This is a genomic window from Microbacterium sp. UMB0228 (genome assembly GCF_002871415.1).
Classification (GTDB): Bacteria; Actinomycetota; Actinomycetes; order Actinomycetales; family Microbacteriaceae; genus Microbacterium.
The window spans coordinates 1-11832 of the sequence record NZ_PNFU01000001.1 but is presented as its reverse complement, the minus strand read 5'-3'; the positions used below and the strand labels follow the sequence as shown (position 1 = coordinate 11832).

At 66.5% G+C, this 11832-nt stretch carries 13 protein-coding genes; 7 read left to right on the top strand and 6 right to left on the bottom strand.

The window, feature by feature from the left end; genetic code table 11:
* Window positions 1–180 (top strand): signal peptidase II (locus CJ226_RS17930; protein WP_180964498.1); only part of this gene is annotated, 180 nt, incomplete at its 5' end.
* Here CJ226_RS17930 and CJ226_RS00065 read toward each other — a convergent pair.
* From CJ226_RS00065 to CJ226_RS00045, 5 genes are all read right to left on the bottom strand, one after another.
* The gene (locus CJ226_RS00065; protein ID WP_036331298.1) at window positions 181–621 is read right to left on the bottom strand and encodes a VOC family protein; all 441 of its coding nucleotides are present in this window, start codon (window positions 619–621) and stop codon (window positions 181–183) included.
* A 1004-nt stretch (window positions 622–1625) separates the two neighbouring features.
* The gene (locus CJ226_RS00060; protein ID WP_232089174.1) at window positions 1626–2426 is read right to left on the bottom strand and encodes a F510_1955 family glycosylhydrolase; all 801 of its coding nucleotides are present in this window, start codon (window positions 2424–2426) and stop codon (window positions 1626–1628) included.
* 184 nt (window positions 2427–2610) lie between these two features.
* A complete protein-coding gene (locus tag CJ226_RS00055; protein ID WP_029266186.1) occupies window positions 2611–3219 on the bottom strand; it encodes a DUF305 domain-containing protein in 609 nt (202 codons plus the stop codon).
* A gap of 94 nt (window positions 3220–3313) precedes the next feature.
* Complete coding sequence (locus CJ226_RS00050) at window positions 3314–3760, bottom strand: DUF6153 family protein (protein ID WP_029266188.1); 447 nt, start codon at window positions 3758–3760, stop codon at window positions 3314–3316.
* Window positions 3761–3830: 70 nt separating this feature from the next.
* On the bottom strand, window positions 3831–4991 hold the full coding sequence (locus CJ226_RS00045; protein ID WP_051667917.1) for an FAD-dependent oxidoreductase: 1161 nt from the start codon (window positions 4989–4991) through the stop codon (window positions 3831–3833).
* Window positions 4992–5095: 104 nt separating this feature from the next.
* Here CJ226_RS00045 and CJ226_RS00040 point away from each other — a divergent pair, with 104 nt between their 5' ends.
* The 6 genes from CJ226_RS00040 to CJ226_RS00010 all read left to right on the top strand — a co-directional run bounded on the left by CJ226_RS00040 (window position 5096) and on the right by CJ226_RS00010 (window position 11583).
* Window positions 5096–5308 (top strand): heavy-metal-associated domain-containing protein, encoded by a 213-nt coding sequence (locus tag CJ226_RS00040; protein ID WP_029266192.1) that lies wholly within the window; start codon window positions 5096–5098, stop codon window positions 5306–5308.
* Window positions 5305–6255 (top strand): hypothetical protein, encoded by a 951-nt coding sequence (locus CJ226_RS00035; RefSeq protein ID WP_029266194.1) that lies wholly within the window; start codon window positions 5305–5307, stop codon window positions 6253–6255. Before CJ226_RS00040 ends, CJ226_RS00035 begins: the two co-directional genes overlap by 4 nt.
* A gap of 45 nt (window positions 6256–6300) precedes the next feature.
* A complete protein-coding gene (locus CJ226_RS00030) occupies window positions 6301–8622 on the top strand; it encodes a cation-translocating P-type ATPase (protein WP_029266196.1) in 2322 nt (773 codons plus the stop codon).
* A 21-nt stretch (window positions 8623–8643) separates the two neighbouring features.
* Entirely contained in the window at window positions 8644–8898 is a 255-nt protein-coding gene (locus tag CJ226_RS00025; protein WP_029266198.1) for a YHS domain-containing protein, read from the top strand.
* A gap of 73 nt (window positions 8899–8971) precedes the next feature.
* Window positions 8972–11215 (top strand): heavy metal translocating P-type ATPase, encoded by a 2244-nt coding sequence (locus CJ226_RS00015; protein WP_371511043.1) that lies wholly within the window; start codon window positions 8972–8974, stop codon window positions 11213–11215.
* A 23-nt stretch (window positions 11216–11238) separates the two neighbouring features.
* On the top strand, window positions 11239–11583 hold the full coding sequence (locus tag CJ226_RS00010) for a metal-sensitive transcriptional regulator (RefSeq protein ID WP_029266204.1): 345 nt from the start codon (window positions 11239–11241) through the stop codon (window positions 11581–11583).
* 63 nt (window positions 11584–11646) lie between these two features.
* Here the strand turns inward: CJ226_RS00010 and CJ226_RS18260 are convergent.
* Window positions 11647–11832: hypothetical protein (locus tag CJ226_RS18260; protein ID WP_219719839.1), on the bottom strand; the 186-nt coding region annotated here is incomplete at its 5' end.

Below are 11832 nucleotides of genomic sequence, written 5' to 3'. Positions count from 1 at the left end.
GCCGCTGACCGCCTGGCACGCGGTGGCGTCATCGACTTCATCGGCTACTTCGATCTGTTCATCGGCAACGTCGCCGACATCGCGATCGTCGTCGGCGGCATCTACCTTGTCGCGCTCGTCCTCCTGCGTGTGCCGACCCGCCGCATCAAACCGACCCCGGCGCCCTCGCCGGCGTCGTAGCTATCGCCAGGGCATGTGCTGCAGGCACCAGGTGTTGCCGTCGGGGTCGGCGAAGAAGGCGTAGAACACTCCGCCGAGGTCCTCGACCTCGCTGATCTCGACGCCGCGCTCGACCAGTTCGGCACGAGATGCCTCGATGTCGGCGACCACCAGGTGCAGCCCTCGCAGGGTCCCCGGAGGCATGTCGAGCGTGGGCAGGCCCTCGGCCAGGGTGATCGAGCATGCCGAACCCGGTGGCGTGAGCTGGACGATGCGGACGCCGGGCTCTGGGTTGATGTCGACGTCGAGCCGAAAGCCGAGCTGGTCTCGGTAGAAGGTCTTTGCTCGTTCGATGTCGGTGACCGGAACCGGCACGAGCTCCAGCAACAAGGCTCCCGGCGGCACGGGTGGGTTGGTCAGATCGTTGACGGTGTCGCTTGGGGGAGTGGATGCGTCGGTCATGGATACCGCCCTTCTTGAGCTGGATGCCCCGCAATCGAGGGGCCGATGATCTGCGGTCCGAGTCTGCCCTCGGCCTCGATCTCCGCCAGTCTCGCTGACGGCTACCGAATCGTCGACCCTCGGGCAAGGGCTTCGAACAAGCCCATCTCTTGCCACCTGAACGTGCGCTCTCGATCGGCGATCTCGATTGCCCGCCGGAGCTCGCTGAGTACGCCGGGGATGATTCGATATTCGTGCCGATAACGCAGAACGCCGATGACTACGGCGTGGAGCTCGACACGGTGACCTGACACCACGCGTGGCGATGAGCCAACTGCTACACGATCAGTGGCTCCGTTCCGGCGTGCGCTAGCGGCGACCGTCCAGGCTCAACGCCAGACCCTCGCCGCAACACGAGACCGAGATCCCTCCCCTGAAGCAGTTCCCGGCGAAGCTCGCTCGGAACCGCGTCATGGGTGGACGCGACGTTGCCCGCTTCGCCGGCCTCGTCGAGATCGACAAGGTCATGAGACGTTGGGATGTCCCTGTCTCTTGACGCCGCGATTCGGCCAGTCATTCACGCCGTTCATCGGAGGCCGGCGGCGATCGCCAGACCAGTGCTACCCCGATGATCGTGGTGATGATGGCGACGTCGTAGCTCGCCACCGTGTACGTCCACCAAGTGCCATTGTGGCTTCCGTATTGTGTATCGGTGCTCAGATGGATCAGGACGAGCGCGGGTCCGGCTGCCAGGAGCACAATCCCTAACCGCACAAGTCGGCGGTGCAGTCGGTACGCACGCGACGGGCGAGGTGGCGGCCTGCTCGGTGCGGAACGATGGCTGAGCGCGGACAGGCGGAGCGGATCGAATCGTGCGTCCGGCGACATCAGAGGATCGCTCCAATCGCGAGGTAGGTGGCGAAGGCGAGGAGGACGACGGCGATCGTTGCCGCGGTGATGAAGAAGACGAAGTTCCGGAACGGATTCTTGTGTTCGTTCATGGTGGATTCGTGAGTGGGCTGCGGTTACCGGGCCGGGCTGAGGACGGTGAAGCCGTCGACAGTGACACCAACGATGCCTCGGTCATCGACGAGGATGATGCGGTCATCGATGGTGCTGAGGGCTTGAACGGCTCCGTCGAGTGGCCCCAGCTGCTGCCACGTCCCGTTCTGATCTTGGGCCCAGAGGACCCCGTCGGTGCCGGCGCCGACGAGTGTGCCGTCTGTGCGTGCTACGAGGGCGTAGAGCAGGGGTGATTCGGGGACGGGGGTGAAGGTGTCGCCACCGTCGGTGCTGACGAGCAGTCCTTCTTCGGTGGCGGCATAGAGCCCGGACTCTGTGGCGGCGAGGTCGGCTGCCGCTAGAGGGGCATGGGTGGTCCAGTTCGTTCCGTTGTCGGTGCTGGAGAGCAGGTCGATTTGGCTGGAAGCGATGCCGTACAGGGTTCCGTCGGGGCTGGCGGTGAGGACGTGGAAGTCGGTTGTTCCGTTCAGGGCGATGGGCGACCAGTTGAGGCCATAGTCATCGCTACGGATGATGCCGAGGTTCGGGGATCCCAGCTCGGCCGGGGTTTGCTCTCCGGGGTGTCCGGAGGCGAACAGGGTGTCGCCGGTGACAGTGAATCCCATGGCATCGAAGTCATGGCCGCCGACGGGTCCGGAGACGTTCCCGTCCGGTGTGACGGTGAAGATGCCGTTGTGCGTGGCGACGAGCAGATCGTCACCGCGGGGGTCTTCGGCGATGCCGTGGATGTGGTCGATGCGGGGTGTCGCATCGGGCTCGTCGGACTGCGCGGCAGTACAGCCCGTAATGACGAGCGTCAGCACGGGGATGGTTGCGGCGGCGAGAAGAAATGATCGTTTCATGATGGTTTCCGGGTAGCGGCCAGGAGGGTGGCCAGGCTTGTGACGCGGGCAGCAGGGAGCGCGCCGCGGGGTCGGTCTTCGCGCGGGGCGATCGCGCGGGAAACGCAGGGCGGGTCGTTCGGGAATCGGCCCGCCCCGCGTGGTTCTACAGTTCTCCGAGGAGGTCCTTCATCGTGGCGATCTCCGCCGTCTGGTCATCGATCACCTGTTGCGCGAGCTCGAGGACGTCCGGGTTCTGCGCGTCGTCAAGCGCCGTCTGTGCCATGTCGACGGCGCCTTCGTGGTGCACGATCATCTGCTCGAGGAACAAACGGCTGGCCTCGGTCGCGTCGGCGTCTTCCAACATGGTCATGTCCTCTTCGGACATCATGCTGTCGTCGCCGCCCATGGAGCCGTGGTCCATGCCGCCCATCGAATCGGGGTCGTACTCCACACCCCAGTCCTCGAGCCACCCGAGCATCTTGTCGATCTCCGGGCCCTGCGCCGCCTTGATCTGTTCGGCGAGCTCGACCACCCGCGGGTCCGCGCCGTCCTTGGCCAGCAGAATGTCCGACATCTCGATGGCCTGCTCATGATGAGGGATCATCATCGTGACGAACATCTCGTCAGCCTCGGTTGAGGCCGACGAGGACGTCGACGCGGACGGTGAGCTGCTGGTACCGGACGGCGCGGTGCCGGTGTCGGCGCAGCCGGTCAGTACCAGGGCGAGGGTGAGAGCGCCGGTGCTGAGTGCGAGGGGGATCTTCTTGTTCATGGTCGTTCCTTCGTAAGTCGTATGAGAGTTCGCTGAAGCGGCGGCGCCAACGGGCGCCGCAGGGCCGCCCACAGTTGGGTCGGCGTGCGAATACTCAAGTTCGACTGATCGAAAGAACCGTCAACGAGGGGCCACGAGGGAGGGCATCGGTCGCTTCCCACCGCAACCAGCTGGTCACCTCGCGAAGGGAGATGCCGGAGCGTCGGGCAAACGTCGGTGGGACGAGGAGCAGAAGGCCGGCCAGCAACGCGAGTACGCAGGCGGTGACCATGTCGTCGTGACCCTGCCCTTGTCCGGTGGTCACGTGGCACGGCCCGTCGCAGGCAGCGGCACCACCGTCGTCGAGGCTCGCCGTGGCGTCCGGAACGTGAGCGACTGTCGATGCGGAATGGGCGACGCCCGAGGAGCCGTGCCCGGCAGGTTCCGCGGTGAAGGTGTGCATGCCCAGGAGGCCGACGATGATCAGGACGGCCGCGGTGCCGAGCATCAGCAGGGTGCGCAGCGACAACTGCGGGCTTGTGGCGCGAACCGTCACCTGCATCCTCGATCCTTCCTGTTCCTCACGACGCTAGCACCGCCGCCTGTGTGCCCGACATCGATCCTGTGCACACTCAGAAGCCGCCTGCCAGCTCGTGCTTGACCGCCAGGATTTCCCTTGCCGCTGACCACCCGACAGCACCCGCCCTCTTGCCGTCGGCGGTCCTGAAGGTCGAGACGAGGCCGCCGCCGGCCGATGACGTCGTTTCCGCGGTCGCCTGCGGCAAGACGACGCCCGCTCCACTCAGCGTGACGCCGTGCACATTCACCGTGAACCCGGAAACGTGCCGGTACGGGCCAGGATCGTCCCCGCCGTGCAGATCATGAAGCAGCGCTCGGGCGGCGTGAGCCCCTTGTGCCACCGCATCATCCCAATGATCCATACGATAGAGCGAACCGTCGGGACCGACATGAGCGGCGACCCCACCGGCCGCATACACTGCCGGGATCGTCCTGGCACGGAGCCGGTCATCGACCTCGATCGCGGCACCGTCTGAGCGGATCCATGAGACAGCCGGAACTGTTCCGTGGGCGAGGACGATCACGTCTGACGATACAGATGTCCCATCATCGAGGAGTACGTCACCCCCGCTTCCGGAAGCCGAGATGGAGCGCACTGTCCGGCCTGGATGGAACTCCGTGTGCGCAGCGTGCAGATCGCGGAGCCGGGTGGCGATCGGCAACCCGAGGCTGTGCGCCAAGGGGATTTCGGAGCGCGCGACGAGATGCACTCTGGCACCAGCGCTCACAAGGTAGCTTGCTGCTTCTGCTCCGACCAGCCCGGCACCGAGGACAGTGACAACCCGCCTTTCGAACGTCGGACCCGCATGCCCTCGGATGCGTAGCGCGTCGGACGCGCTGTGCAGCGTGAAGACCCCCTCGCTGACGCCTGTCGCCTGCAGGGGACGCGGGGCGGCGCCGGTCGCCACGACAGCCGTTGCGAATATCAGCCGTCTGCCATCGTGCAGCAAGATGCCCCGCTCTTCCATCCCGACAGCGCTGCCGGGGATCGTCTCGACATCGATCGAGTCCAAGGCAGGCAGCGCGGATTGCTCCGGGGTGAGCAGGCCACGAAGGATGCCCTTGGTCACCAGCGTGCGGTTGTACGGGGCGAACGGCTCCGCATGCACGATCCGGATCGACCCGTCGAAACCGCTGCGCCGCAACGTGACCGCCGCAGAATGACCCGCGGCGCCCGCGCCGACGATGAGCACATCCGAGCTGGTCTTATCCATGAGAAGCTCCCTTCACCCCCTTGACCGGAATACCCTGGGTGGGTATATGGTTAGGCATACCAGTACCCTACCGGGGTATTCCGAATCGAGGGAAGGAAGCCATCATGAGCACGAGCGAGTACCAGGTGAGCGGGATGAGCTGCGGCCACTGCGAGGTCGCTGTTCGCGGCGAGGTCAGCCAGGTCCCCGGCGTCGAGAACATCGAAGTGAGTGCGCAGACCGGCCGGCTTCTCGTCACGACGAGTTCCGCAGTGGATGACGCGGCCGTGCTCGCGGCCGTCGATGAGGCCGGGTACGAGGCGGTCCGACTCTCATGAACGCCCCGGGCCGCCTCGGCCTCTACGGCGCGGGCCTTGTCGTTGTCTTCGGCGCCGCCTTCGCCGCCGCGGGCGCACTCGTGCCCGACAGCACGGTGACCGCATGGGCGGACGCCGGGCATTCCTCGCATGACGCGCAAGCGCCCGAGGATGCTGCTGGCACGAAAGACGATCAGGAGATGGGGGTGAGTGGAGTGATGAGCGCGGCATCGGGATTCACAATGAGCCCCGTACAGGCGCCGGCGAACGTCGAGACGGACGGTGAACTCTCCTTCGACATCCGCGATCCCTCAGGTGTCCCGATCACCGATTTCGACGAGGCCCACGATAAGCAGTTGCACCTGATCGTGGTCCGCAACGACGGGCGTGAATACCGTCACGTGCACCCCGAACTCGACCCGAGGACCGGGGTCTGGTCGCTGCCATGGTCCTGGGATACCGCGGGAACGTACCGGCTGTATGCGGACTTCACCTCTGAGGGGGTGAGCGCCACGCTCTCCCGCACCGTCGATGTGGCGGGGCAGCTGACACCGGAGCCCGAGGTCGCCGTCAAGACAAGCGACACGGTCGACGGCTTCGACGTGACCGTCAGCGGCGACCTGGTCGCCGGAACTGGAAGCGAACTGACTGTCAAGGTCTCTCGGGACGGGGAACCCGTCACGGTGCTGGAGCCGTACCTCGGTGCGTTCGGCCACCTCGTTGCCCTGCGCGATGGCGACCTGGCGTATCTGCATGTGCACGCGCGCGGCGAGGAACCACAGCCGGGCGATCTGGCCGGCCCCGAGGTGGAATTCACCGCCGAGACACCCACCACCGGCCGCTACCTGCTGTACCTGGACTTCCAGGTCGACGGACAGGTCCACACCGCACAGTTCGTACTCGAGGCGACCCCCGCCACCGGCGACCAGGCGGACACCGAAGACGACGCCGAGCACGACGGGCACTGACCCGCTCAGTGCGCATCGAGTTGCAAGAAGGATCGAGGAGACATCATGACGGATACGCAGTCAGCAGCCGCGTCCAGCGTGGAGCTGGAGATCGGCGGGATGACCTGCGCGTCGTGCGCGATGCGCATCGAGAAGAAGCTCAACAAGCTGGACGGTGTCACCGCCACCGTGAACTATGCGACGGAGAAGGCGAAGGTCACCGCACCGAACGGGTTCGACCCGGCGCTGCTGATCGCCGAGGTGGAGAAGACCGGCTACACGGCCGCCCTTCCCTCACCGGAGCCGTCCGCGGTAGTCGACGGTGAGGACGCTCCGGATAGGGAGCTGGTGAGCCTGCGGAACCGTTTGATCGCTTCCATCGTGCTGACCCTTCCTGTGATTGCGATGTCGATGATCCCCGCATTGCAGTTCACTTACTGGCAGTGGCTCTCACTCGCCCTGGCCGGCCCCGTCATCGTTTGGGCGGCCTGGCCTTTCCACAAGGCAGCGTGGACGAATCTCCGGCACGGTGCGGCGACCATGGACACGCTCATCTCGATGGGGACGATAGCCGCCTTACTGTGGTCGCTCTACGCGCTGTTCTTCGGCACGGCCGGCGTCCCCGGGATGACCCACCCGTTCGAGCTCACCGTGGCACCGTCGGACGGGGCGGCGAACATCTACCTCGAAGTGGGTGCCGCGGTGACGATGTTCATCCTCGCCGGACGCTACTTCGAGAAGAAGGCGAAACGGCAGGCGGGCGCCGCCCTGCGCGCGCTGTTGGAGCTGGGAGCGAAGGATGTTGCTGTGCTTCGCGCCGGCGCCGAGACCCGCATTCCCATCGCGGACCTGCGAGAGGGCGACGAGTTCGTCGTACGGCCCGGCGAGAAGATCGCCACCGATGGTGTGATCGTCTCCGGCACCTCCGCGGTCGACGCGTCCATGCTCACCGGTGAATCCGTGCCGGTCGAGGTCGGCGAAGGAGACTCCGTCACGGGGGCGACGGTCAATGCCGGTGGCCGGCTCGTCATCCGGGCGACGAGGGTCGGGTCGGACACCCAGTTGGCGCAGATGGCGAAGCTCGTCGAGGACGCCCAATCGGGCAAGGCCGAGGTGCAGCGCCTCGCCGACCGGGTGTCGGGTATCTTCGTGCCCATTGTCATCGCGATCGCCATCGCCACGCTGGGCGCTTGGCTCGGCGCGGGATTCCCTGCCGCGGCGGCGTTCACCGCCGCGGTCGCGGTGCTGATCATCGCCTGCCCGTGCGCCCTGGGCCTTGCCACGCCCACCGCACTGCTGGTGGGCACGGGCCGCGGCGCGCAGATGGGCATCCTCATCAAGGGTCCGGAAGTTCTCGAGTCGACGCGACGGGTGGACACCGTCGTTCTGGATAAGACCGGGACGGTGACCACAGGGCGGATGACGCTCACCGGCGTGTTCACCGCTGACGGCGTCGACCGCGGCGAGCTGCTGCGCCTGGCGGGTGCGGTGGAGGACGCCTCCGAGCATCCCATCGCGCAGGCCATCGCCAAAGCCGCAGTCCAAGAGGTCGGCACGCTTCCGACACCCGAGGGTTTCGCGAACATCGAGGGCAAGGGAGTGCAGGGCATCGTCGACGGGCACGCCGTCCTTGTCGGCCGCGAGTCGCTTCTCGAGGACTGGTCCCAGCGCCTTCCCGAGAATCTCGCCGCCGCGAAGAGCGAAGCAGAGCGTCAGGGCAAGACCGCGGTCGCCGTGGGGTGGGACGGGGAAGCACGCGGTGTGCTCATCGTCGCGGACACCATCAAGCCGACCAGCACCGAAGCCATCAGGCAGCTGAAGGCGCTGGGACTGACACCGGTGCTCCTCACCGGAGATAACCGTGCCGTGGCCGAGCAGATCGCGTCTGAGGTCGGCATCGATGAGGTCATCGCCGAAGTGCTCCCGAAAGACAAGGTCGACGTGGTCACCAGGCTGCAGCGCGAGGGCAAGGTCGTGGCGATGGTCGGAGACGGCGTCAACGATGCGGCCGCGCTCGCCCAGGCAGACCTGGGGTTGGCCATGGGCACGGGCACCGATGTGGCGATCGAGGCCAGCGACATCACGCTCGTCCGCGGCGATCTGCGCAGCGCGGCCGACGCGATCCGTCTGTCTCGGAAGACGCTCGGCACGATCAAGGGCAACCTGTTCTGGGCCTTCGCCTACAACGTCGCCGCCATCCCGCTGGCAGCCCTCGGTCTGCTCAATCCCATGCTCGCCGGCGCCGCGATGGCGTTCTCCAGCGTCTTCGTCGTCGGCAACAGCCTCCGCCTGCGCACGTTCCGCAGCCAGGCGGCGGACCCATCCCCGACCGCCGCGCCCGCACCGCGTGATCATGCGACGCGGAACGCAACCGTCGGAACCCACTGAAATCACGAAAGAGGAACACACATGTCTGATTCCGGATCCTGCTGCAGCCACAACAGCCACGGCTCTGTCCCAGCCGACGGACGCAAGGACCTCCTCGCGCCGTCCGCCGAACAGCTCGCCGAATGCCCCGTGATGGTCGGCAGCACCGTCGTGAAAGCGGACGCTGAAGCCGCTGGCCTCTACCGCGACTACGAGGGCACCCGCTATTACTTCTGCTGCGCCGCCTGCGGCCCCCTGTTCGACGCTGACCCCGCCAAGTACGTGACCGCAGCCTGACATCGCTTCACCTGTGCGGGGCGGCACACGGATCGCCCCGCACAGCTTCATCGTTTCCGAGGAGGATAGCCTCATGAGCCAGCCACACAGCGACGACGCTGATCACACCCACGAACACGCAGCGCACGGGCACACCCCATCGGTCCCCGCCGCGGCCACAGAAGACCCCCCCGTCCACACCCCTCACCACGACACCGCCGTGCACCACGACGGTCCCGATACTGCACCGCACGGAAGCGGCGCGCCGATGGGCCACCAGGGTCACGGCGAGCATGCCGGCCATGACGCACATGGTGGACACGACGCTCACGGTGGACACGGGGGTCATGCGGGGCATGGCGACCACGTCGGACAGTTCCGTCGCCTGTTCTGGATCATGCTGATCCTCGCCGTCCCCACCGTCGCGCTGTCGGGCATGTTCGCGATGATCCTCGGCTACACCCTCCCCGACATTCCCGGCCTGGCCTGGGTGTCCCCGGTACTGGGAACAGTGATGTACATCTGGGGTGGAAAGCCGTTCCTCGTCGGTGCTGTCAGCGAAATCCGCGACCGCAAGCCCGGGATGATGCTCCTCATCGGACTCGCCATCACCGTTGCGTTCATCGCCTCTTGGGGTGCGAGCCTCGGCCTGCTGCACCACGAGCTCGACTTCTGGTGGGAGCTCGCGCTCCTCATCGTGATCATGCTGCTCGGGCACTGGATCGAGATGCGGTCCCTCGCGCAGACCACGTCCGCTCTCGACTCCCTGGCCGCGCTCCTGCCCGACGAAGCAGAACGCGTCGAAGGTGACCAGGTCGTGACGGTCTCGCCTGCCGAACTCGTCGTCGGTGATGTCGTCATCGTTCGCCCCGGGGGCAGCGTCCCCGCCGACGGTCGCATCGTCGACGGTCGCGCGTCGATGGACGAGTCAATGGTCACCGGCGAGTCCCGCACCGTGACGCGCGGTATCGATGACCAGGTCACGGCCGGAACTGTGGCGACCGACTCCGGGCTGCGCGTGGAGATTACCGCCACCGGTGACGACACCACTCTCGCCGGCATCCAACGCCTGGTCACCGAAGCACAGAGCTCGTCCTCGCGCGCGCAGCGCCTTGCCGACACGGCGGCAGGCTGGCTGTTCTGGTTCGCTCTCGGCGCTGGCGTGATCACGGCGATCGTGTGGACGCTCGTTGGGCTTCCCGATGATGCCGTCATCCGCACCATCACGGTGCTCGTCATCGCTTGCCCCCACGCACTCGGTCTCGCAATCCCCTTGGTCGTCTCCATCGCCACCGAACGCGCCGCACGCGGTGGCGTACTCGTGAAGGACAGGCTCGCGCTGGAGAGCATGCGCACCGTCGACACCGTGCTGTTCGACAAGACAGGCACCCTCACCAAGGGCGAACCGACCGTCTCCGAGGTCTCAGTCGTCGAAGGCAACGACACCGACCGGGTGCTCGCCCTGGCCGCCGCCGCGGAGGCCGACAGTGAACACCCGCTCGCCAAGGCCATCGTCCGCGCCGCCGCCGACCGTCACCTCGACGTGCCCCGCAGCTCGGACTTCACCTCCTCTCCCGCAGTCGGCGTCACCGCGACCGTCGACGGGACCGTTGTACGGGTGGGGGGACCGCACCTGCTCACCGAGGAAGATGCGCAGGAGCTGCCCGTTGCCGAGCGGTGGCGCAATGACGGTGCGATCATCCTCCACGTGGTTCAGGACGGCCGTGTGATCGGCGCTCTCAAGCTCGCCGATGAGGTGCGGTCGGAATCGCGCGAAGCCGTCGATGCACTGCACGCGCTGGGTGTGCAGGTCGTGATGATCACCGGCGATGCCGAAGCCGTCGCGCACACCGTGGCCGAGGACCTCGGCATCGACCGTGTCTTCGCCGGCGTCCGACCGGAGGACAAGGCCGCGAAGGTGCAGGAGCTCCAGAACGAGGGACGCAAGGTCGCGATGGTCGGTGACGGCGTCAATGACGCCCCCGCCCTCGCCCAGGCCGATGTCGGGCTCGCGATCGGCGCCGGCACGGACGTTGCCATCGCCTCTGCCGGAGTCATCCTCGCCAGCGACGACCCCCGCTCGGTGCTCTCCGTCATCGAACTGTCCCGCGCCGCATACCGGAAGATGAAGCAGAACCTCTGGTGGGCCGCCGGCTACAACCTGATCTCCGTACCCCTCGCCGCCGGCGTCCTCGCCCCCATCGGGTTCGTGCTGCCGATGTCGGTCGGGGCGATCCTGATGTCCCTGTCCACCATCGTGGTTGCCCTCAACGCGCAGCTCCTGCGGCGACTCGACCTTCGCCCGGAAACCACGGCCCGCGCGATCCTCAACCGATAACCAATCCAGAACCGGAGACCACGATGACCGACACCATCGAGACCGACCAGGTCGAGTCCGACACCGCCTGCGAACACGGCGAACACGGCGAACACGGCTACATCACCGACAAAGCCCGCTATCTCGCCCGTCTCAAACGGATCGAAGGACAAGCCCGCGGCATCCACCGCATGGTCGACGAGGAGAAGTACTGCATCGACATCCTCACCCAGATCTCAGCGCTGACGAGCTCACTCCAGGGCGTTGCTGTCGGTCTTCTCGAAGACCATCTCCGCCACTGCGTCACCGACGCCGCACGTGCAGGCGGAGACATTGCCGAGGCCAAGATCACTGAAGCATCCCAGGCCATCGCACGCCTCGTCCGCTAAGCCAGCGAGGCGGCCCCGCGGATGCCTTCGATGCTCCTCGGATAGCTCTGGGCGAGTGGACGCTCAGGACTTTGCGCGCCTGTAGTCAAAGGCGCCGTCCTGACGCTGAGAATCGAGCAACTGATCGAGGATGCCATCGTGATCGATGACGGGCTTGGGCTGGCCATCCGGTTGCAGCCGCCCATCTAACCGGCTCTTCGGACATGCGGTGGGGGTGAGGCTCGCCGGGTGATGGTCGGCGGGTAGGGG

Bases quoted from the DNA above. Each gene is read 5' to 3' on its own strand.
- CJ226_RS00030 (WP_029266196.1), top strand. From the start codon at position 6,301: ATGACGGATACGCAGTCAGCAGCCGCGTCCAGCGTGGAGCTGGAGATC.
- CJ226_RS00065 (WP_036331298.1), bottom strand. From the start codon at position 621: ATGACCGACGCATCCACTCCCCCAAGCGACACCGTCAACGATCTGACC.
- CJ226_RS00045 (WP_051667917.1), bottom strand. From the start codon at position 4,991: ATGGATAAGACCAGCTCGGATGTGCTCATCGTCGGCGCGGGCGCCGCG.
- CJ226_RS00025 (WP_029266198.1), top strand. From the start codon at position 8,644: ATGTCTGATTCCGGATCCTGCTGCAGCCACAACAGCCACGGCTCTGTC.
- CJ226_RS00010 (WP_029266204.1), top strand. From the start codon at position 11,239: ATGACCGACACCATCGAGACCGACCAGGTCGAGTCCGACACCGCCTGC.
- CJ226_RS00050 (WP_029266188.1), bottom strand. From the start codon at position 3,760: ATGCAGGTGACGGTTCGCGCCACAAGCCCGCAGTTGTCGCTGCGCACC.
- CJ226_RS00015 (WP_371511043.1), top strand. From the start codon at position 8,972: ATGAGCCAGCCACACAGCGACGACGCTGATCACACCCACGAACACGCA.
- CJ226_RS00040 (WP_029266192.1), top strand. From the start codon at position 5,096: ATGAGCACGAGCGAGTACCAGGTGAGCGGGATGAGCTGCGGCCACTGC.
- CJ226_RS00035 (WP_029266194.1), top strand. From the start codon at position 5,305: ATGAACGCCCCGGGCCGCCTCGGCCTCTACGGCGCGGGCCTTGTCGTT.
- CJ226_RS00055 (WP_029266186.1), bottom strand. From the start codon at position 3,219: ATGAACAAGAAGATCCCCCTCGCACTCAGCACCGGCGCTCTCACCCTC.